General features: G+C 44.8%; 19 protein-coding genes and 1 riboswitch. Of the genes, 10 read left to right on the top strand and 9 right to left on the bottom strand.

Translation table 11 applies throughout. The annotated features are described in order from the left end of the window. Nucleotides 1-61 precede the first annotated feature (61 nt). Together IHV80_RS14510 and cysC are read left to right on the top strand one after the other, a co-directional pair. Nucleotides 62-1,786, top strand: a complete 1,725-nt coding sequence (locus IHV80_RS14510) for an SLC13 family permease (protein ID WP_192889482.1) — start codon at nt 62-64, stop codon at nt 1,784-1,786. A gap of 24 nt (nt 1,787-1,810) precedes the next feature. Further along, nucleotides 1,811-2,431, top strand: a complete 621-nt coding sequence (cysC, locus tag IHV80_RS14505; RefSeq protein WP_017107743.1) for an adenylyl-sulfate kinase — start codon at nt 1,811-1,813, stop codon at nt 2,429-2,431. A 150-nt stretch (nt 2,432-2,581) separates the two neighbouring features. Here the strand turns inward: cysC and IHV80_RS14500 are convergent, their stop codons facing one another. The 7 genes from IHV80_RS14500 to IHV80_RS14470 all read right to left on the bottom strand — a co-directional run bounded on the left by IHV80_RS14500 (nt 2,582) and on the right by IHV80_RS14470 (nt 8,241). After that, nucleotides 2,582-3,490, bottom strand: coding sequence for a TIGR03899 family protein (locus IHV80_RS14500; RefSeq protein ID WP_192889481.1), 909 nt, complete (start codon nt 3,488-3,490; stop codon nt 2,582-2,584). A 514-nt stretch (nt 3,491-4,004) separates the two neighbouring features. Continuing rightward, nucleotides 4,005-4,520: a DUF3299 domain-containing protein gene (locus IHV80_RS14495; protein ID WP_086714267.1), complete on the bottom strand. Its 516-nt coding sequence runs from the start codon at nt 4,518-4,520 to the stop codon at nt 4,005-4,007. A 14-nt stretch (nt 4,521-4,534) separates the two neighbouring features. Further along, nucleotides 4,535-5,794, bottom strand: a complete 1,260-nt coding sequence (locus IHV80_RS14490; protein ID WP_192889480.1) for an ABC transporter permease — start codon at nt 5,792-5,794, stop codon at nt 4,535-4,537. Next, nucleotides 5,791-6,507, bottom strand: coding sequence for an ABC transporter ATP-binding protein (locus IHV80_RS14485; RefSeq protein WP_192889479.1), 717 nt, complete (start codon nt 6,505-6,507; stop codon nt 5,791-5,793). Before IHV80_RS14485 ends, IHV80_RS14490 begins: the two co-directional genes overlap by 4 nt. A 139-nt stretch (nt 6,508-6,646) precedes the next feature. After that, entirely contained in the window at nt 6,647-7,267 is a 621-nt protein-coding gene (zrgA, locus tag IHV80_RS14480) for a zinc uptake protein ZrgA (protein ID WP_192889478.1), read from the bottom strand. Between the two features lie 41 nt (nt 7,268-7,308). Continuing rightward, on the bottom strand, nt 7,309-7,599 hold the full coding sequence (locus tag IHV80_RS14475; RefSeq protein ID WP_192889477.1) for a DUF2607 family protein: 291 nt from the start codon (nt 7,597-7,599) through the stop codon (nt 7,309-7,311). Between the two features lie 90 nt (nt 7,600-7,689). Continuing rightward, nucleotides 7,690-8,241 carry a YtfJ family protein gene (locus IHV80_RS14470; RefSeq protein WP_192889476.1) on the bottom strand — a complete coding sequence of 184 codons (552 nt, stop codon included), beginning with the start codon at nt 8,239-8,241 and terminating at the stop codon, nt 7,690-7,692. Between the two features lie 252 nt (nt 8,242-8,493). Here IHV80_RS14470 and IHV80_RS14465 point away from each other — a divergent pair, with 252 nt between their 5' ends. Then, entirely contained in the window at nt 8,494-8,694 is a 201-nt protein-coding gene (locus IHV80_RS14465; RefSeq protein ID WP_004735283.1) for a DUF1107 family protein, read from the top strand. A gap of 108 nt (nt 8,695-8,802) precedes the next feature. Here the strand turns inward: IHV80_RS14465 and msrA are convergent, their stop codons facing one another. After that, a complete protein-coding gene (gene msrA / locus IHV80_RS14460; protein ID WP_192889475.1) occupies nt 8,803-9,432 on the bottom strand; it encodes a peptide-methionine (S)-S-oxide reductase MsrA in 630 nt (209 codons plus the stop codon). Nucleotides 9,433-9,628: 196 nt separating this feature from the next. On the opposite strand from msrA, the gene tamA reads away from it, so the two are divergent. The 4 genes from tamA to IHV80_RS14440 all read left to right on the top strand — a co-directional run bounded on the left by tamA (nt 9,629) and on the right by IHV80_RS14440 (nt 15,945). Further along, entirely contained in the window at nt 9,629-11,341 is a 1,713-nt protein-coding gene (gene tamA / locus IHV80_RS14455; RefSeq protein ID WP_192889474.1) for an autotransporter assembly complex protein TamA, read from the top strand. Beyond that, on the top strand, nt 11,338-15,096 hold the full coding sequence (gene tamB / locus IHV80_RS14450; RefSeq protein ID WP_192889473.1) for an autotransporter assembly complex protein TamB: 3,759 nt from the start codon (nt 11,338-11,340) through the stop codon (nt 15,094-15,096). The genes tamA and tamB overlap by 4 nt, the downstream gene beginning before the upstream one ends. 54 nt (nt 15,097-15,150) lie before the next feature. Beyond that, complete coding sequence (locus IHV80_RS14445) at nt 15,151-15,507, top strand: gamma-glutamylcyclotransferase family protein (RefSeq protein ID WP_192889472.1); 357 nt, start codon at nt 15,151-15,153, stop codon at nt 15,505-15,507. Nucleotides 15,508-15,588: 81 nt separating this feature from the next. Next, nucleotides 15,589-15,945 (top strand): DUF2799 domain-containing protein, encoded by a 357-nt coding sequence (locus IHV80_RS14440; RefSeq protein ID WP_192889471.1) that lies wholly within the window; start codon nt 15,589-15,591, stop codon nt 15,943-15,945. A gap of 92 nt (nt 15,946-16,037) precedes the next feature. Here IHV80_RS14440 and fbp read toward each other — a convergent pair whose 3' ends face one another. After that, nucleotides 16,038-17,048 carry a class 1 fructose-bisphosphatase gene (gene fbp, locus IHV80_RS14435; RefSeq protein WP_192889470.1) on the bottom strand — a complete coding sequence of 337 codons (1,011 nt, stop codon included), beginning with the start codon at nt 17,046-17,048 and terminating at the stop codon, nt 16,038-16,040. A gap of 269 nt (nt 17,049-17,317) precedes the next feature. Here fbp and mpl point away from each other — a divergent pair, with 269 nt between their 5' ends. The 3 genes from mpl to thiB all read left to right on the top strand — a co-directional run bounded on the left by mpl (nt 17,318) and on the right by thiB (nt 20,546). Then, complete coding sequence (mpl, locus tag IHV80_RS14430; RefSeq protein ID WP_192889469.1) at nt 17,318-18,676, top strand: UDP-N-acetylmuramate:L-alanyl-gamma-D-glutamyl-meso-diaminopimelate ligase; 1,359 nt, start codon at nt 17,318-17,320, stop codon at nt 18,674-18,676. Between the two features lie 37 nt (nt 18,677-18,713). After that, complete coding sequence (locus IHV80_RS14425; protein ID WP_192889468.1) at nt 18,714-19,337, top strand: flavin prenyltransferase UbiX; 624 nt, start codon at nt 18,714-18,716, stop codon at nt 19,335-19,337. Nucleotides 19,338-19,380: 43 nt separating this feature from the next. After that, nucleotides 19,381-19,500, top strand: a riboswitch (TPP riboswitch). A 53-nt stretch (nt 19,501-19,553) separates the two neighbouring features. Continuing rightward, a complete protein-coding gene (thiB, locus tag IHV80_RS14420; RefSeq protein ID WP_192889467.1) occupies nt 19,554-20,546 on the top strand; it encodes a thiamine ABC transporter substrate binding subunit in 993 nt (330 codons plus the stop codon). The last annotated feature ends 35 nt before the right edge of the window (nt 20,547-20,581 follow it).

The raw sequence follows: 20,581 nt of genomic DNA, 5'->3' as shown, positions 1-20,581 counted from the left end.
CTAAGTAACAGCTTATTGAATCAGGCGGAAACCCATCGTTTCCGCCATAAAGGACGGGTATATGTGGCAACAAGGATTTGTATTAGCGATTTTGCTCGGCATCATTACTTGCCTGCTCGTTACCCGTATTAAGCCAAGCTTTATCTTTGCTGGCGCGGCGTTTATTGCTTTTATGGCTGGCATGATCGACTTGTCGAGCTTAGCCAATAACTTCACTAACTCCTCATTACTGACTTTAATTCTTCTTATCCTCGCATCAAGTGCGTTGGAGAAAACTCGCTTAATCAGTTGGGTTAGCCGTAATATCTCTGAAGGTAGGCTAGGTACCGTGGTTGCGAAGTTGGGTATTTCCACAGCGTTACTTTCTTCTTTTACTAATAACACGGCGGTGGTTGTTTCTTTGATCGGGGCGATCAAACGTAATCAACAACATGCGCCATCTAAACTGCTTATCCCTTTGTCATATGCTGCCATCTTAGGTGGAACCCTGACATTGATCGGCACTTCTACCAACTTGATCATCAATAGCTTTGTTGAAGATGCGGGTTTGCCGAGCTTAAACTTTTTCACGCCCACCTTGATCGGTTTAGCTGTCTTGGTCGGTGGTGTATTGATCCTTATTCCTTTGAGCTACTTCTTGCCAAGCTATGATGATGGATCGCAGGACGATCTGCCTTACTTTTTAGAGGCTAGAGTGGAGCCGGGTTCTCCTTTGGTTGGCCGCAGCGTCAGCGAGAATAACCTAAGAGCATTACGAAAATTGTTTTTAGCGGAAGTGATTCGTGACGGTAAAACAACGGCGTCTATTGACCCTGACTTTATACTGCAAGCTCGTGACAGACTGCTGTTTTGTGGCGACGTTGAAAGTGTAGCGACACTGCAAGAAATTCAAGGATTAACCCTGTTTGGCCAGCATCACCTTAACGGCCAGAGCTTTGTTGAGGTCGTGGTGAGTTCATCGGCAAGTTTCTGTAACAAAACCCTGAAAACCAGCCAGTTTAGAGATCGTTTTGATGCGGTTGTGGTCGCTATTCGTCGTGGTCATGAACGTCTCGAAGGTGGTCTTGGAAACATCACACTAACGGCCGGGGATACCTTGATTTTGGTTCCCGGTAAGCGTTTTGAAGAGCAGCGCCAGCAACACAACAAAGAGTTTGTGTTGATGAATGACTTGGACTCGAGTGCCAAGCTTGATGCTGATAAGTCGACGTTTGTATTGCTCGGTTTTGCCTGTGTGATTGGTTTAGCCCTTGCTGAAGTCGTGCCGATTATCAAAGGGCTGGCTGGTTTCTTACTGTTGCTGGTGGCCTTTGGCGTGGTGCAACTTGGTGAGCTTCGTCGCCGTTTTCCGGTTGATATTGTGGTGATCGTTGGTTCTGCACTTTCTATTGCTCAACTGATGATTTCATCGGGTTTGTCTGAGCGGATGGGGCTGATGTTTATGGAAGCCTTTAATGGCTGGGGCGTGTTTGGTGCGTTAGTCGCGACCTATTTCATGACCTTGGTTCTGACTGAGTTGGTGACCAATAACGCGGCCGCAGCACTATCGTTCCCAATTGGCTACAGCATGGCTATCGGCTATGGCGTTGACCCTATGCCATTCATTATGGCGGTTCTGTTTGGTGCCAGCGCTAGCTTTATTTCGCCATACGGTTACCAAACCAATTTACTTGTTTATAGCGTAGGTAATTACCATCTCACGGATTATCTACGCATCGGTATCCCAATCTCGATTGTCTACTCGGGCTTGGTGCTGACCCTAATTCCTTACTTTTTCCCATTTTAATGCTGTTTATTTAAAGGACTAATTATGACCGCAGTACTCAAACCAAAAGATGAGAATGTTGTGTGGCATCAACACTCGATTGATAAAGCATTTCGCTCTAATCTGAAATCACAAAAGCCAGCCGTGCTCTGGTTCACGGGGTTATCTGGTTCTGGGAAGTCGACAGTCGCTGGAGCATTAGAAAACCGCTTGGCACAGCTTGGTTACCATACTTATTTATTGGATGGCGATAATGTTCGTCACGGATTATGTAGCGACCTTGGCTTCTCTGAGCAAGACCGTCGAGAGAATATTCGTCGTATTGGTGAGCTCGCTAAATTGATGGCGGATGCGGGGTTGATCGTGTTGTCTGCGTTTATTTCTCCACATCAAGCGGAGAGACAGTTGGTACGTGATTTATTACCGGAAGGTGAGTTTCTCGAGGTGTTTGTTAATACGCCACTTGAGGTTTGCGAACAGCGCGATCCTAAAGGTTTGTATAAGAAAGCACGCGCTGGAGAAATCCCGAATTTTACCGGTATTAGCTCAGTATACGAGGCACCTCAGAACCCTGAGATAGATCTACCTGCGGGTGAGAAGACACTCGATGAACTGGTCGAATTGTGTATTGATGCTTTAGAGAAGCGTAATATTTTAGCCAATTGAGATCGTTGGTATGACTAAGGCTATTCGCCTGTTTATCTGCTTATTCAAAACGGATAAATAGTGAAGCCTTGGTTTACCGAGACAAGAAACCTATCCTCTAGATTCTCTTTATTCTTCTCAATATTCTTCATTAATTACACCGTCTAACGTTTAGACGGTGTAATTCACGCTGCTTTTCACTTCTGTTTGTACCGTGAACTTCTGACTCAATAGAGCAATCAGTTGGTCGTAGTACTGCATGTTGGGCTTGTTGCCAAGTAAGGTACACAGCTCATTACCTGTTGGGCTGAATCGGTAGTAAACCAGCTTAACCCCTTTTGATATAGGCGCCAGTGACATGCTCTTACCTTGATAAGTCAGGTGTAACGCTGGGTCGAAATCAATCTCACCAGACTCTAATTCAGTGCCTAGAATGATACCGAGCTCAATCAAATGGAGTAGGCTAGAGTAGGGCAGGTTGTGTCCACCAAGGTTGATGGTGTTGGTCGTGTCTCTTTTGCCAAAGCTGAATATTCCAGCATGAGACTTAAAACCAAGTAATAGCTTTCTGCTGCTATCACTACCAAAACTACAGCCAAGTGACGCCGCTCTTTGTAGGGTGAGCGCTTCTTTTGGTGTCATGTCTTGCAAGATCTGCAGCGCCTTCATCGACGTCGAACCTGGGTTGGTGACTTCTCTTTTTAATACCTGAGCCCATAGTCTCTGCATCGATGTATTGTGGATCTCTTGTGCCATATCGAAAAAGCGATATAACCAGTCCTGATCAGGATCTCCAGCCGCTTCGTCCTTACATGAAGAGTGCGCCAATTTCAGAATCTGTTCTAGATTCTTTTGACGCAGTTCTTTGCGTTTTTTCTCTCGTAATAGCGCCCGTTCGATAAGCGTACTCTCAGCTTTATCGCTTGGTTTTGTACTATGACTGATTAAGGAATCTAAGCCGAAGCTTTGTGCTATGTGCAGCATTCTGCTTGTGCTGTCGGCAATATGAGGCTTTTTCTCATGCTTGTGCTGTGTATCGCTAGCATGCTCAATGATTACTGGCTGTTTGGTTTCTGACATAAGAGTACCGTTAGGAGATGACTCAATACCAATCGTAGTAAATAATTGCTCCCCTTAGCTTGTTAAAATGCTCGATAACTGCGTTAGAATTTTTGATTGTAGAATAACTACTTATCTAAACATTCCGCCTTGTTTTCAAGCCTTTTTCCTACGCTATTTCTGATCACTTACTTACTGTGATTGGTATAACTGTCTAAAATGTAACTCTTTATTTTATTGGTGGCTAGATTTTGCGTGCAGAGTTGAAGACTTCAACAAAATTTTACTTTTGCTAATGATAATAAAATGTTAAATTTGTTGTAATTCTCAAGGAGGAGTTATGAATCAAGTCAATGATAACAAGCTGAAGAAACAGCTTAGTATAGGGTTATTACTCGCTACTTATGTAGCTGTGCTAGCTTATTTGTCTAATTACATCGCGTAATCTAGTCAAACAATATCGTTATAAAACTGTTATTGAATAATATCTTTTGTTCAGTGACGGCAGCTCATCCTTGAGCCACCCTTCTAATGACTACATGTCGTCATATTCTTCTATTGCAGTACCTTCAATAAGATAACCTGTCTGAGCTAAGTCGTGGCTTATTGATTCCGTTTTCAGCGTACCGACTAAATAGATCACATCCCATAACTGCTGGATTGGTGCTCCTTTAGGGAACTTCACATAGATGATTTGGTTCGGTGGCGGCGGTGGCACGTGGATACATGCGCCAAAGTATGGCACCAACAGAAACTCAGTGATCATGTTCTCATCGCCTTCCAATGGAATCACAAAGCCTGGGATCTTCACAGTGCTGCCATTCAACTCCGGACGAACAGCGCCAAGTGTCGATTGTTGAGGTTTGTCCATACTGTCGTGGTTAACCATCGGCATGCCAAATGAGTCTAGTTGTGCTCGCTCCGATTCTGGAATTAAGTCAATCCAATCGAGTGTTAATACCGATTCGTCAGTCTGAGTGGCGTCAGCGTGAGCTGTGCTGATAAATGGGAACATAAGTAACCCAAGTATCAGTAGGAATTTGCGTTGCATCGTAGGTTCCTATTTTAGATTCGAATAGTCATGCCATCAGACAATGACTGACGGTAAGCTCTGAAAGCGGGAATAAAGCCGATAATGATTCCGGCAACTTGCACCAACATAAGCAGTTTCCACTCATGAGGTGTGATTGCGGATATCGATATGTTGATACCATAACTTTGTTGCACAATAGGAGCAACTACTGCGATCAGGGCAAACAAGACTGCAACACCCAGTGTGATACCGAGGAAGGTCAGTGCACTGGCTTCACTAATTAGCAAACCAAATACATGGCGAGGCCTTGCTCCCATCGCGCGCAGAATGGCCATCTCTCGACGCCTTTCTTGCAAGCTAGTGAGTAGACTACTCAACATCCCTAACAGTCCTGCGATTACAACAAACCCTGATACAATTAATAGCGCCTGTTCTGCTACGGCCATCATTCCCCACAATTCATGCAGAGCAATGCCCGGCATAATGGCGCTCAACGGCTCTTGGCGGTAGTTATTGATCTCTCGTTGCAGTGCGAAGGTTTGGATTTTCGAGTTAAGCCCAACCATCATCGCGGTAATCTGTTTAGGTTGGAAGTCGTAGCTCTTGAGCGTTTCAGCATCCGGCGTGTGGCCTAAGTTAGCACCCGATTCCCAGCCTACGTGAATAGCTTCAATTGCCTCTAGCGAAACATGCACGGTTTTATCTACCGGTGTTCCCGTTGGCGCGAGTATTCCCACAATCGTGAAGGGCAGGTTGTCGTGGCGACTGAAGGCTACATCACTGATACCGTGCGCCAGAATGATGTGATCACCAATCTTGTAATCTAACTTCTTCGCGACATCAGCACCAATCACCACATCAAATAGCTGATTGAATTCTTTTCCTTGTTGGAAAGTAAGTGGTTGCTTACTCCCATAGCGATAATTTTCAAAGTAGCTATGGTTTGTGCCCATGACACGGAAGCCTTTATGTGAATCACCCAGTGAGATGGGTATCGCCCACTTTACCGCTTTATGTTGGCTAAATTCTTGGTAGCTTTTCCAGTCGATGTTATTGGTTGCATTACCGATTCTGAATACAGAATAAAGCAGCAGGTTTACCTGACCAGAGCGACCTCCGACGATAAGGTCAGTACCCGAAATCGTATTAGCAAAGCTGCTCTTGGCTTCGGTTCTAACGCGTTCAACACCGAGTAAGAGAATGACGGACACTGCTACAGTGAGAATGGTCAGAATAGCGGTGGCTTTACGGTTGAGTACGCTTTTTAAGGCTAAGTGAGTAATTACTTTCATACGACAACCTTAGCTTGGTTAACGGTTTTTAAATCTATGGTTCGAGTGAACAGTTTTTCTAATGTTGGATCATGACTAACAAAGATCAGAGTAGAACCCGCTTGATTGGCTTGTTCTAACAACAGTTCGATAAAAGCTTCTCGGTTGTCATGATCTAAAGCGGATGTCGGTTCATCAGCAATGATGATCTTTGGTTGGCCGATTAAAGCACGAGCTGCCGCGACACGTTGTTGTTGGCCAATACTCAACTCAGTAACGGGTTTATCCATTAGAGCCTGAGGCAGTTTTAGTCGTAACAATAAATCTTGTGCGGTGGCTTGCAGGTTGTTCTGACTCTTAGTGACTTGTTGCTTGCGAATTGCTGAGAACTGACAAGGAAGCGTCACGTTGTCGATCACAGACAGGTAAGGAAGCAGGTTAAATTGTTGGAATATATAACCAATATGATCGGCTCTGAATTTGTCTCTTTGACGAGGAGTTAGCTGAGTGAGGTCTTGGCCTAAGATAGAGACTTCACCTTGATCTGCTTGGTTAATTCCGGTCAGCAGCCCTAATAATGTCGATTTTCCGCAACCACTGGGACCTTTAATGAAAAGGTGCTCTTGGGTTTGGATGTGCAGTGAAGGAATCTCTAGAGTTGGGGATAGCTCAGGCTTCCAACGAAAGCTGATATTTTCAAGTTTGACGACAAGTGATGAACTGTCAGAAGACATATTAGCTCCAATAATTAAAGCGGTGTATTTACTGGACCGTTATTAGAATAATAAATTCCCAGAGCACACCGATTTGTACAGCCAAGTAAGTGAATACTTACTTGGCTGCTTATCTACGTTTAATTCAATCTAATACTGATTAGAATCGAAAACTAACACGATCGGCGTTAAGCACTTCTTGAATTTGAGCGCTGTCAGTTAGCAGGTTCACCGTCATTGATTTTGTGTTACTGAACTTAGAGAACCATTGAGTGTTCACCGTATCTAGCTTCGCAATGTCTGAACATTGGTAATGATACTCAACCGTGAACTCACCGTGGCCACCTTCTGAATGGTCATGGCCTTCGTGGTCATCATGATCGTGTTCCGCGTGGTCATGGCCTTCGTGGCCGTCATGATCGTGTTCCGCGTGGTCATGGCCTTCATGGTCATCATGATCGTCTTCTAGGGTGTTCGTCACTGATTTGAACTTCAGCGTACAGCTTGCATTGTTGAAACTAAATAGTTCTTCTGGCTTGTTCAGTTGCGCGATAGCTTGTTCAAATACTTTCTTTTGCTCGGCAGTTTCTGGAGCATGCTCAAAGCCAACCACATCGGCACCAGGCGCAGTTACTTCAACAAGCAGCTCTTGTCCATCTTGAGCGATGTTCACTTCAACTTTACCGTGCACGTGTGCTTCGTGAGAGCGGAATTCTTCGTTAGCTAGAACATTCGTTGAGACAGTCATGCCGATAACAACGGCTAAAATAGTAGGTTTCATGTTTTTTTCCTGAATAAAGGTTAATTAAAAAGTAGTGGTAATTAAGCGATATTTACAGGAGGTGAACGTGCCAAATAAGCGAAATACAGGCGCTGTAACGAAATTACAGACTCTGTAATCGTGGCAGTAAATTCTGAATGGAACTCTGGAACCTGTGGAAGTGAGTGCGCAGTAATGAACTGATTTATCGAAAACAGCTCACAATGATGCGAAGTGTGGTGATCGGGGGCAACATCCACCATATGTGTTGCAGCTAACACGCTTAACATGAGCATCAGCCCAAGCAAGAAGCCTGTTTTGCGTTTCACATTGTTAGGTGTGTTTTGCCACATGAGGATGATTAACCACAGAATTAAAAAAGGATACTGTTATAATATAACAATATCCTTCGGTCAGGTCTCGAAAAAGACGCGATTATCTGATTAAAGGCTCGCTTTAATCAATTCAATAACTTGCGTGACTTCTGATTCGTTGAGAGCGCCTTCTTTAACAAACAATATTTTACCTTGCTTGTCTTGAACGATAATCGCTGAGCTTTCTTCTGCTAAAGCCCATGATGACGCGACGGCTCCGTCTTCATCTAGCACCATAGAAGACCATGGAAATTCTTCTTTACTGCTTTCGGCAGACGATTTCACAAAAGAACCTGTACCCCAGATAGCATCATCTTGGTTGATGATGGTGGTGGTTTGGTAGCTGTCTTCTGAGAACTTCGATGCTGTAATGGCTGCCATCAGTGGTGCGTTGAGCTCTTTAGAGCTGCTACGGCCAGCGATAGCTTGAACGACACGAACTTTACCTAGGAGATTGTTGGTTGCCCAAGCTTGATATCCGGTATTTCCGTCGTTTAGTACGATTTCACCATAGCTGCTAACATCGACAGCAGGCAGAGTTGCACCTACAGATAGGTTGTGAGCATTGGCGAAGAGTGGAGAGGCTGCGGCTAAAAAAGCCAGTAGAGTTTTGTTTTTCATTATATTTTTGTTCCGCTTATTGGTTTGCACTGGAAGTATAATATGAAATTTGAAAAATGCCTCTTTAACTTTTTTATCGTACGATGTAGAAACAAGTTGCAGGCTTGTTACCAAAAGGTATAATGCATCAATATCGAGATGAACAATAGATTATCTTGCTGTTTGCTAAAGGATTTAGCAATTATATGTGCTTTTAACAAGGCGATGTTCAGGCAGGTAACTGTAGTACTCAAATGGAATTGAGGTTGTATTATGTTAAGAAAATTTTCTACTTACCGTCCACATCAAGTGGCGCGTTTCGTTAAAGTCCTGTTCAAAGGCCAGTTTGCTATTGAAGGTATCGGAGAGTTTCGCTTCGACCAAGGCAAAGTGCTTCTCCCTGAAGTTTCTGACAAACAAAAGCTCACCATTTTTAAAGAAGTTAACGGCACGATTGCTGCGCTGCCGGTGTAACTGACACTTATCGATTTGTCTCATTCGAAATAGATAACAATGAAAAAAGGCTTCTTAATGGAAGCCCTTTTTTAATGGATGTCGTTTTAGTTTGCGTCCTAGCACCGTTTATTGTGGAGGGAAGCACACACCGGTTCCGCCCAAACCACAGTAGCCATTAGGATTTTTTGCTAGATATTGCTGGTGGTACGTCTCCGCAAAAAAATACTTTCCTGCTGGCAGAACTTCCGTCGTGATCTCGTTGCCTAATGATTCAGTGACCGCTCGTTGGTATTCTTGCTTAGATTGTTCCGCAATCAATTGTTGCTGCTCACTGAAAGTGTAGATAGCGGAGCGATATTGAGTGCCTAAATCATTACCTTGGCGCATACCTTGAGTGGGATCGTGACTTTCCCAGAAGGTTTCAAGCAACGTTGCTAATGAGGTTTGCTCGCTATCAAAAACAACACGAACTACTTCAGTATGACCTGTTTGTCCTGAGCATACTTGTTCATAGGTCGGGTTTACTGTGTACCCACCTGCGTAACCAACTGAGGTAGAGATAACGCCCTCTAATTGCCAGAACAGACGTTCAGCTCCCCAGAAACACCCCATACCGAGCAGAACTTCTTGTTGAGACCCCGTAGGCGGGTCAAGTAGATCCGTTTGATTAACGAAATGGCGCTCAGTGATTTGAATTGGGTTCGCATTTCCCGGTAAAGCGGTTGTTGCGGAAACCAGTTGTTGTTTGTTTAGCATGTTATATTCCTTTTCGCATACGTTTACCGCGTTGGTTTAATTTAACTGTAGGTTCATATTAACGGTTGGTTAATATTGACTAAGTCTTTAAATTAGACCGTGTTATTACCAGATTTGTTACAGACTCAATGCCTTTTTAGCGGTATTATTTCTTTTCACTTATTAACGTATTGATAACTTCTTCAACCAATTAAACATGATAAGAAAAACTTTACCAGTTCTGATTGGCACTCTACTGTCATCGACGCTTGCTTATGCCGACGTATCCCTTGAGATTAAAGGGCTTGATGGAGCGCTTGAGGACAATGTTGATGCTTATCTAAGTGCCATTCCTGAAGAAGAGTATGCGATTTCACTAAGGTTCCAATCTCGTTTGGAATCGATGATCAAAGAAGCCCTCAATGCGTTGGGTTACTACCAACCTACAATCAAATTCTCTCACTCTGAAGATGATTCTGAGCTCATTGTTTCTGTTGAGCCGGGCGAACCTGTTCTTATTTATACATCTGATATCGTGCTTAGCGGCGAAGCAAAAGATGATCCTGACTTTTTGGCTTTAATCGCTAAGAGCAAACTTTCTAAAGGTTCGGTTCTCAATCATGGTAGTTACGACTCTTTGAAATCGTCGATGCGTAACCTTGGATTAGCGAAAGGCTATTTTGATGGTGCGTATGACGTCAGCAAGTTAGAGGTTGCCCCGGAATTAAACCGTGCTTACGTTCGTCTTCATTACAACAGTGGTATTCGCTATCATTTTGGCACGACTCAGGTTACTGGCAGTCAAATCAGAGATGACAAGGTGCAATCACTCAAACCATTTGAGGATGGCGAACCTTATTCGATTACCAAAGTCGGTGAGTACAACCAAAACTTGTCCAATACGGATTGGTTCTCTTCTGTATTTGTTGAACCTGATTTAAGCCAACTCGGCGAAGGCCGAGAAATTCCGATGAAGGTCAGCCTTGCACCGCAAGCGCGTAATCAAATTGAAACTGGTATCGGTGTTTCAACCGATCTTGGGGTAAAAGGCACCCTTAAATGGAAGAAGCCTTGGGTTAACGACCGAGGCCATAGCTTCAATAGCAGCCTATCGATTTCTAAGCCGGAGCAGACGATTACTGCTACTTATAAGATTCCGTTAGATGACGTACTTAATGACTACTATCAAATCAAGTACGGCATGAAGAACTTAGATAACCGTGATACCAAAAGTTTGGAATCAAACTTAGCCTTAGAAAGATATTGGCGTCTGGATAATGGCTGGCAACGTACGGTGTTTATTCGATACTTGATCGAAAACTATGAACAAGGTTTGCAAGATGACTTAGCGCAATTCGTGTTGCCGGGTATCTCTTTCTCACGAACTCGAACTCGTGGTGGTTCGATGCCAATGTGGGGCGACAAGCAAACCATCATGGTTGAAGCAGCTGACGACACCTTACTGTCGGAAACCAAGTTGGTGCGTTTCCAAGGGCAAACGGCATGGATTCGCAGCATCGGTAATAATCACCGCGGCTTAACTCGACTTCAGTTTGGCGGAAACTTTGCCGATGAATTTGAGAAGCTGTCCCCCTCGCTGAGGTTCTTTGCCGGTGGTGACAACAGTATCCGTGGTTATGGTTATGAATCTATATCTCCTCGTGATGAAAGTGGTGCATTAACGGGTGCAAAATTCATTGCAACCAGCTCGTTTGAATACCAATACCGCTTGGTTGGCAATTGGTGGGGTGCGGCTTTTTACGATATTGGTGATGCATTCAATGACAAACCTGAATGGAAACACGGTACCGGTGTCGGGGTTCGTTGGGCGTCGCCTGTCGGTCCTGTGAGTTTAGATTTTGCTTGGGGTCTAGATGCGAAGAAAGGCGATGAGTTCCAATTGCACTTTAGTTTAGGGCCAGAATTATGATCAAAGTGATGGGCAAATGCATTAAATGGACGTCGATTTCGTTGACGTCTATTTTGCTGTTGTTGATAGCCCTGCTCGGTTTTGTTTTGTTCACCAATCCAGGATTGAACACAGTGCTATGGGGCGCTGAAAAAGCACTGCCACAACTTAAAGTGGAAAGCACCAAAGGGGCTCTGTTCCCAAGCTTTACACTTAATAATGTTCGGTTTAAAGATGACAGCTTGCATATCGACACCAAGGTTCAAAAGCTGAACTTGGCTATTAATCCTCGCTGTTTACTCGACCCTAAGTTGTGTGTCGACCGCTTAGCGATTCAAGGTTTGGACTTCGCATTTACGGAATTGCCTCCTGCCTCTACAGAAGAAACAGAACCGACTCCGCCAGTGACATCGGTGAAAACACCACTACCAATAGTGATCAACCGTATTGCTTTGTCTGATATCAAACTGAATATCTTGGGGCATGAAATTGAATGGAGCTTGTTCTCAACCGCTCTGAGCATGCAGGGTGAAAAGCTGACGGTATCTCCAACCTTGTTCAATGACCTCAAAGTTAAGCTTGCTGAGTCGACAGAAGAACCGCAAACTGAAAAGGTAGAGCCAGAACCAACCGCTAAAACAGCGATCGAGCTGCCTGAAGTCTGGATTCCTTTACAGGTTGTACTGGAGCGTTTGGACCTCAACCGTTTCACCTTAGAACAAGAAACCCCAATTGTAGTGAACCACCTTGGGCTAGAAGCTCGAGCAGGTAAACATGCGGTAGATGTTTCCACTCTAGAGCTCGATATGCCACAAGCACGCGCTAATCTTGCGGCTAAGGTTGAGCTTAAAGGTGGTTACCCGTTAGATCTTTCTTTAGATGCTTTGGTGAAAGAAACCGACCTTGCTGGCCAGAAACTGTCGCTGAAAGCGCAAGGCAGCGTGGCTAAGCTGCATCTAGATTCTCAGTTTTCTGAATTGATTGAGGCAAAACTGTCTGGGGATATTCAACCCCTAGAGCCAACTCTACCATTTGACCTTCTTTTAGAGGGAGGTAAAGCGCAATGGCCTCTTACCGGAAAAAGTGATTACCAAGCTGCAATTGAGAAATTCAAAGCCAATGGCTCATTAGATGGTTTTAATGTGCAGCTCAAAGGCGAAGCGGATGGTAAGGAAATCCCGGCCTTAACGATAGATCTGCAAGGCAAAGGCACCACTGAACAGATTGAACTTGAACGATTGAAACTGAATACCTTGGGTGGCGAATTAAATGGTGTAGTTAAAGCGAACTGGAAGAAGCTCGTTAATTGGCAAGCCGATGTGACGCTCAAAGACATTCAACCGGGTCTGCAGTGGCCAGAAGCTGAAGGTAATATTAGCGGAAGCATCGTCACTTCAGGTGAACTGACGCAAGCGGGTGGTTGGGCGATTGAACTGCCTAAGCTCGATATCGAAGGGATCTTGCGAGAATACCCTCTGGATATCGAAGGGCAGTTGTCAGCGTCGGATCGCAGCGCGAGCGGCGAACCTAAACTGAGAACCAGTGGTTTGAGTTTGGCTCACGGTGTTAACTCGATTAAGGCGCTGGGTGAGCTTGATAAGCAATGGGACATGGGCGTTGAGATCTTCTTCCCTGAGCTTGCAAAAAGTATTCCTGAGTTAAAAGGCAGAGTGATCGGTAGCATCCAACTGAGCGGTCCAACGAAAGAGCCTGAAGTCGATCTTGCTTTAAATGTTGATAAGGTCGATTGGAATAACGAGGCTACACTGGAATCCTTGTCGCTCAATGGCTCTGTGGTTCCACTGCCATTACCTGAGGCTCAAGCTGATCTTGTATTAAAAGCCAAGAACTTAACCTATCAAGATCAAAGCGTTGAAAGCATCGACTTAACGGTGAATGGTGGTGAGAAGAAGCATACCGTGACACTTGATGTGATATCCGACATCGTGTCTACAAGCTTAGCTATTTCCGGTGAGTTGATTCAAAAGCCTTCTCTTATTTGGGATGGGTCGTTAGACAGAGTCAAAATTACCACTCAGCAAGGACCTTGGGTGTTAGCTCAACCTGTCGCGATTAAGGCGGATATCGACAAGCAGTTTGCTGATGTACAAGCACACTGTTGGAATCAATCGGGTTCGAGTGTGTGTTTGGATGAAGACGTTCGTGTCGGAAAGTCAGGTGAGGCGAAATTGGCGATCAACCAATTCGACTTCGAACAGATTAAAGCCTTTGTGCCTAAAGAGACGCAACTACAGGGCTTAGTGAATGCGACCGCTCATGCTAAGTGGTCGGAACAAGGTGAGCCTGAGGTGACGGTTAGCGTCGATATGCCGAAAGGTCAGGTTGTTCAGCAAGTCGGAGAGCCAATCACGCTGGGTTGGGAAAGCGTTGCATTGAATGCACAGCTGAAAGACAACCAATTGAACGCCGATTTTAAGCTGGATGTGTCTGATAATGGTGATCTGTCTGGCACGGTGTCGCTACCGGATATCCTCGCTGAAGACAAAATGGTCGATGCGGCAATTAAGCTGACCACGTTCCATCTAGATTTCTTACAGCCGATTCTTGGTGAATACAGCCTATTGAAGGCGGATCTTGAGAGTGATTTAAAAGTAAAAGGCTCTTTAATGCACCCTCAAGTCTTTGGTCAATTCTCTGTTGATGGTATTCAAGTCAAAGGCGATGTCACGCCAGTGGATATTAAAGATGGTCGTATTGACCTCGATTTTGACGGCTATAGCGCGAAGTTAGATGCCAATGTTGAAACACCGGATGGTCACCTTGATATCGAGGGTTCCGGGGACTGGCAGGATCTTCAAGCATGGCACTCTAATGTCAGAGTATTTGCCGATGAATTGATGGTTGATATCCCACCGATGGTCAAGGTTAAGGTTGTTCCTGACATGACCATTGATGTCACGCCAGAGCTTGCGAAAATCACCGGTGACATAGCATTACCTTGGGGACGAATTGTAGTCGAAGACTTGCCGCCGTCAGCGGTTGGTGTGTCCTCTGATCAAGTTATCTTGAATAAAGATCTTGAGCCAGAAAGTGAAGACACGATTCCATTTAATGTTATGACCAATATTAATATCTCAATCGGTGATGACTTTAAACTTTCCGCTTTCGGTCTTGAAGGTGAATTGGTCGGTAAGCTCAATGTGGCTCAAAAAGATCAAGGCCCATTCATTACCGGTGAAGTAAACATCGTCAATGGTACTTACCAATCATTTGGACAAGACCTGTTGATCGAAGAAGGTAAGATCCTTATGAATGGTCCTCCGGATCAGCCATACGTAGCAATCAATGCGATACGTAACCCTGATAATACTCAGGATGATGTGACCGCCGGTATTCGAGTGACAGGCCCTGCGACAGAGCCGACTATCGAGATTTATTCTGACCCAGCGATGCCTCAAGCGAATGCGCTGTCTTATATTTTGCGTGGCCAAGATATTGATGGTGAGTCGAGCGGTTCGATGACAACCACCTTAATTGGCTTGAGCTTGGCTAAGAGCGGCAAGGTTGTCGGCGAAATTGGCGAAGCATTTGGTGTGCAAGATTTACAACTGGATACCGCAGGTTCTGGTGATGACTCACAAGTAACGGTTAGTGGCTACATTCTGCCTGGCTTACAGGTGAAGTATGGCGTGGGTATTTTCAACTCGTTAGGTGAGTTTACCGTTCGTTACCGACTGATGCAGGACCTCTATGTTGAAGCCGTTTCGGGTTTAGACAGTGCAGTGGATCTCCTCTATCAATTTGAATTCGAGTAGAGAATGTTTCAGCCATTCATCGAAGTACAAGTATGAATGGCTTGTGGAGGGTTTATGCAGCATCTTGTATTCGTCTATGGCACATTGAGACAAGGCCAGTCTAATCACCACTATTTGCAGCATTGTGAGTTGTTGGGGCGCTTTGATACACCAGAGACATTTGCCCTTTTTGATTTAGGTGCATATCCGGCGATGATTTTTGGAAAGAAAAGTGTCGCTGGCGAGGTCTATATCATTAACGACGAAGTTTTGGAGTCGCTCGATCGGCTAGAAGATGTTCCTGTTGAGTATCGTCGCGAGCAAATAGAGACTATATTTGGATTAGCATGGGTATATTTGTATCAGCTTGATCTAACAGCTAATAAAGAAATACTTTCGGGTAACTGGTGTAAGCGGGATAACCCGTTATAGTGAATGAACTACTGGAAGCATTCTGACGAAATAGCTAAAAGTCTCAATGTACGAGCTAGTCTTTTCCATCAGGAGGAAATTATGAAATATATATTATTGGTGCTATCAGTAATATTATTTGGTTGTGCGCAAACCCCGCCACCAACATCAATGAATACGACCGATTGGCAGAGCTTTGGCGAAGAAATGGCGCTGAAAGGAAAAACCAAGCAGACTGAAGCAAGTTTGGCTGAAGCCGCGTCTTCACCATCAATTGATGCAAACTTGTATGCCGCTTATGACCAAGGTTATGAAGTGGGTAAAACTCAGTACTGTTCTCAAAATCCAAGAGCGCTAGGACGCCGTGGTGAAACTTACCTTGGAATTTGTGATGACGTCGATAAATGGTTCCGCTTTAACTATGAACGAGGCGCAGAATCGAAGTTTGATGTTCGATAACCTAACGAACAATTAGCTCATTGAATAGTTAAAAGCCAGCATGTGAATGCTGGCTTTTTTAATGATGTTATTTTGAGAAATAAACGAGAGGGTTAGTCTTGGTTAAGTTCAAGAAACTCTTCGACTTTGCGAACCATGTCTGTTGAACCAACAAAGAAAGGTACACGTTGGTGTAACTCTGTTGGTTTGATATCCATGATGCGTTGAGCACCGTCTGAAGCGATACCGCCAGCTTGCTCCATAAGGAAAGCAATTGGGTTGCACTCGTAAAGCAAACGCAGCTTACCTTGAGGGTGGCTTTGTGTGCTTGGATATAAGTAGATGCCGCCTTTCAGCAGGTTACGGTGGAAATCTGATACGAGAGAACCAATGTAACGAGAGGTGTAAGGGCGGTTGTCACTCGGCTCATCTTCTTGGCAGTACTTGATGTACTTTTTAACACCCGTAGGGAAGCGGAAGTAGTTACCTTCGTTGATCGAGTAAATTTTTCCTTCATCAGGGATCATCATGTTTTCATGAGATAGACAGAAGGTACCCAGTGATGGGTCGTAGGTGAAACCATTTACGCCAGCGCCTGTTGTGTAAACAAGCATGGTTGAAGAACCGTAAATTACGTAACCCGCGGCCACTTGCTTGTGTCCAGGCTGTAGGAAATCTTCTTGTGTTGGCGGAGTACCAATCGGTGATACTCGACGGTAGATAGAGAAGATTGTACCAACAGATACATTCACATCGATGTTTGAAGAACCATCAAGTGGATCCATCAATACGACGTATTTTGCGTTTTTGTTGAGCTCTTTATTGAAGGCAACGGCTTCGTCTTCTTCTTCACTCGCAACACCACAAACTTGGTCTCGGGCTTCAAGTGCAGCTTTAAACTTGTCGTTCGCGTATAGGTCTAGCTTTTGTTGCTCTTCACCTTGAACGTTGTCTGTACCAACAGCGCCAGTAATGTCGACAAGACCTGCTTTGTTAATTTCGCGGTTAACAATTTTCGCAGCAAGACGAATTGATGACAAAAGGGATGATAGATCACCACTTGCATGGGGGAAGTCATTTTGTTTTGCAACAATGAATTCACCAAGGGTGCGCATCTCAGACATGTTATTTCCTTAAACTTCTCTGAATATTAGGGGGATTTGAGCACTGTAGAATTAGCCTCTTATATGGGCTTTATTCATCTAGACGCTTACCTAAATTCTAAAGGTTAGATCTTTTTAATGGTAATGAACTAAGCGACACAGATCTCACTTACTATGTCGACTAAATTTGTTTTGCATTGTGACTCGCTTTTAATCGCCATTTAATGATAATGAGTGCAAGTAGTTTGATTTAGACATGGCTCATTTGGCCAAGCGTTTGGAAGCAATATATGCATATTCATATCTTAGGAATTTGTGGCACCTTCATGGGTGGTGCTGCGGTATTGGCTCGTCAATTAGGTCACAAGGTTACTGGTAGTGACGCGAATGTTTACCCTCCAATGAGCACCTTGTTGGAGTCTCAGGGGATAGAGATTATTGAAGGGTTCGACCCGAGCCAATTAGAACCAAGACCTGACTTAGTGGTCATTGGTAATGCGATGAGCCGTGGTAACCCTTGTGTAGAGTATGTATTGGATAACAACCTTAGATACACTTCCGGGCCGCAGTGGTTGCAAGAGTTCTTGCTGCATGACCGTTGGGTTTTGGCGGTATCGGGAACGCATGGTAAGACAACAACATCGAGCATGCTGGCATGGATCCTTGAAGACTGCGGTTACGCGCCGGGCTTCCTTGTGGGTGGTGTGCTAGGTAACTTTGGTATCTCTGCTCGCCTTGGTGACAGCATGTTTTTCGTGGTGGAAGCCGACGAATACGACAGTGCTTTCTTTGATAAGCGATCTAAGTTTGTTCATTATCACCCAAGAACGTTAGTGATGAACAACCTCGAATTCGATCATGCGGATATCTTTGATGATCTTGAAGCGATCAAGCGTCAGTTCCATCACTTAGTTCGCACTGTGCCAAGTAATGGCCGTATTTTCTCACCGAAGCAAGATATCGCGATACAAGATGTGTTATCTCGTGGCTGCTGGAGTGAAACTGAGTTGAGTGGTGAACTCGGTGATTGGGATGCCAAGAAATTAGTTAAAGACGGCTCTAAATTTGAGGTGTACTTCCAAGGTGAATGTGTTGGAACCGTCGATTGGGATTTGGTTGGCGATCATAACGTCAGCAATGCTTTGATGGCGATTGCCGCAGCACGACACGTGGGTGTGAAACCTGATCTCGCTTGCGAATCGTTGGCTACCTTTATTAATACCAAGCGTCGCTTAGAATTTAAAGGCGAAGTGGCAGGCGTTTCTGTCTATGACGATTTTGCTCATCATCCTACAGCGATTGAACTTACGCTGGGCGGTTTACGTAATAAGGTCGACACGAAAAAAATCATTGCCGTTTTAGAGCCTCGTTCTGCCACCATGAAGCGTGGTGTACACAAAGAAACTTTGGCTGATTCGCTCAAGCAGGCGGATTCTACCTACTTATTCCAGCCGGATAACATTGATTGGTCTGTACAAGACGTTGCCGATGCGTGCCATCAACCCGCACACGTGAGTGATGACATGGACGCATTCGTTGCTAAAATTGTCTCAGAGGCACAAGCGGGCGACCAAATCTTGGTAATGAGTAATGGTGGCTTTGGTGGTATTCACCAAAAACTGTTGGATGCGTTGGCACTCAAAGCTTAACCGATCCAAGACCTTATAATTTGAAGTAATTGAGAACATGACAAAACACGATAAAGCTATAACCCTCGCTTTCACAGGCGCATCTGGTGCGCCTTACGGACTGCGTTTACTTGAATGCTTATTGGCGGCAGATTATCAGGTTTATTTACTGATATCGTCTGCAGCGCGAGTGGTGTTGGCGACAGAGCATGAACTTAAGTTACCTGCTGGGCCTGACACAGCGAAACAAGTTTTGGTGAAGCATTTAGGTTGCGACCCAGAAAAGCTGGTGGTGTGTGGCAAAGATGATTGGTTCTCTCCGGTGGCCTCTGGTTCAGCAGCGCCGAAGCAGATGGTGGTGTGTCCATGTTCTGCGGGAAGCTTGGCTTCAATTGCTCATGGTCTATCAGATAACCTGATCGAGCGAGCAGCTGACGTAGTTATGAAAGAGCGAGGCCAGCTGTTATTGGTGGTTCGTGAGACGCCATTTTCTACGCTGCATTTAGAGAACATGCACAAACTCTCGACCATGGGCGTGACGATCATGCCTGCTGCTCCGGGTTTTTATCATCAACCTAAGTCGATCGAAGACCTAGTCGATTTTATGGTGGCGCGCATTCTGGATCATCTTGGTATCGAGCAAGGTTTAGTGCCACGTTGGGGTTACGATCAACGTAATTGATCCAAACTTGATAGCTTATTGTTAAAATTCGAATTACAATTCTGAACACTCATCGGGGAGCGAACCATTCAAATAATGAATGCGAGCTGAGATCAAGTAAGCGCTTGGGACCCGTAAACCTGAACCAGATAATGCTGGCGTAGGAATTGAGTTAGGAACAACTTCTACCGTTCTCCTCCCTCAAACCTGTGCCGCTCAGACCATGGAGAGCGTCCAGTGAAATTCACATTAACAACCCTTGCTGTTACAACAGCCATCTCTTTTTCTGCCGTTGCTGCAGACAATACTCTAACTGTATATACCTATGATTCTTTTGCTGCCGATTGGGGCCCTCGCCCGGCCGTTGAAAAAGCATTCGAAGAAAAGTGTGGCTGTGATGTGAATTTTGTCGCGCTAGAAGATGGCGTGTCTATTCTTAACCGCTTGCGTCTTGAAGGTGGTAACAGTAAAGCAGACATCGTGTTAGGCCTAGATAACAATCTAATGGCTGAAGCGAAAGCGACGGGCTTATTGGCTGAGCACAGTGTTGATACGTCATCAGTGACACTTCCTAACGGTTGGAACGACAGCACCTTTGTTCCTTATGATTTTGGTTACTTTGCGTTTATCTATAACAAAGAGAAATTAGCAAACCCGCCTAAGAGTTTGAAAGAGCTGGTTGAGCAACGTGACGACCTCAAGGTTATCTACCAAGACCCGCGTACTTCAACGCCGGGTCAAGGCATGATGCTATGGATGAAGTCTGTTTACGGTGATGAAGCGACAGCGGCGTGGAAGAAGCTCGATCAGAAAACGGTTACTGTGACTAAAGGTTGGTCTGAGGCTTATTCTATGTTCTTAGAAGGCGAGTCGGATTTAGTCTTGTCTTACACGACTTCTCCTGCTTACCACATTATTGCAGAAAGTGATTCTAAGTACGCAGCAGCAAGCTTTGAAGAAGGTCATTACACTCAAGTGGAAGTGGCAGCTAAGGTCAAAGGCAGCAAGAACGAAAAGCTGGCTGATGAATTTATGGCATTTATCCTAAGTGATGAGTTCCAATCGGCGATGCCAACGGGTAACTGGATGTACCCAGTTACTGACATCGAACTACCAAAGGGGTTCGAGCAGTTAACGGTGCCGCAAAAAGCTCTGAGCTTTACGCCTGAAGAAATCGCCGCTAAGCGCAAGCCTTGGATCCGAGAATGGCAGAGTGCACTTACTTTTTAAAAAATGAGCTTTCTAACTTACTTTAAAAATTAGCT

Source organism: Vibrio bathopelagicus (genome assembly GCF_014879975.1).
In the GTDB taxonomy this organism is placed as follows: domain Bacteria; phylum Pseudomonadota; class Gammaproteobacteria; order Enterobacterales; family Vibrionaceae; genus Vibrio; species Vibrio bathopelagicus.
Note: the sequence above shows the minus strand (reverse complement) of the source record. Positions and strands in the feature narration are given on the sequence as shown.

Bases quoted from the DNA above. Each gene is read 5' to 3' on its own strand.
- IHV80_RS14510 (WP_192889482.1), top strand. From the start codon at position 62: ATGTGGCAACAAGGATTTGTATTAGCGATTTTGCTCGGCATCATTACT.
- cysC (WP_017107743.1), top strand. From the start codon at position 1,811: ATGACCGCAGTACTCAAACCAAAAGATGAGAATGTTGTGTGGCATCAA.
- IHV80_RS14500 (WP_192889481.1), bottom strand. From the start codon at position 3,490: ATGTCAGAAACCAAACAGCCAGTAATCATTGAGCATGCTAGCGATACA.
- IHV80_RS14495 (WP_086714267.1), bottom strand. From the start codon at position 4,520: ATGCAACGCAAATTCCTACTGATACTTGGGTTACTTATGTTCCCATTT.
- IHV80_RS14490 (WP_192889480.1), bottom strand. From the start codon at position 5,794: ATGAAAGTAATTACTCACTTAGCCTTAAAAAGCGTACTCAACCGTAAA.
- IHV80_RS14485 (WP_192889479.1), bottom strand. From the start codon at position 6,507: ATGTCTTCTGACAGTTCATCACTTGTCGTCAAACTTGAAAATATCAGC.
- zrgA (WP_192889478.1), bottom strand. From the start codon at position 7,267: ATGAAACCTACTATTTTAGCCGTTGTTATCGGCATGACTGTCTCAACG.
- IHV80_RS14475 (WP_192889477.1), bottom strand. From the start codon at position 7,599: ATGTGGCAAAACACACCTAACAATGTGAAACGCAAAACAGGCTTCTTG.
- IHV80_RS14470 (WP_192889476.1), bottom strand. From the start codon at position 8,241: ATGAAAAACAAAACTCTACTGGCTTTTTTAGCCGCAGCCTCTCCACTC.
- IHV80_RS14465 (WP_004735283.1), top strand. From the start codon at position 8,494: ATGTTAAGAAAATTTTCTACTTACCGTCCACATCAAGTGGCGCGTTTC.
- msrA (WP_192889475.1), bottom strand. From the start codon at position 9,432: ATGCTAAACAAACAACAACTGGTTTCCGCAACAACCGCTTTACCGGGA.
- tamA (WP_192889474.1), top strand. From the start codon at position 9,629: ATGATAAGAAAAACTTTACCAGTTCTGATTGGCACTCTACTGTCATCG.
- tamB (WP_192889473.1), top strand. From the start codon at position 11,338: ATGATCAAAGTGATGGGCAAATGCATTAAATGGACGTCGATTTCGTTG.
- IHV80_RS14445 (WP_192889472.1), top strand. From the start codon at position 15,151: ATGCAGCATCTTGTATTCGTCTATGGCACATTGAGACAAGGCCAGTCT.
- IHV80_RS14440 (WP_192889471.1), top strand. From the start codon at position 15,589: ATGAAATATATATTATTGGTGCTATCAGTAATATTATTTGGTTGTGCG.
- fbp (WP_192889470.1), bottom strand. From the start codon at position 17,048: ATGTCTGAGATGCGCACCCTTGGTGAATTCATTGTTGCAAAACAAAAT.
- mpl (WP_192889469.1), top strand. From the start codon at position 17,318: ATGCATATTCATATCTTAGGAATTTGTGGCACCTTCATGGGTGGTGCT.
- IHV80_RS14425 (WP_192889468.1), top strand. From the start codon at position 18,714: ATGACAAAACACGATAAAGCTATAACCCTCGCTTTCACAGGCGCATCT.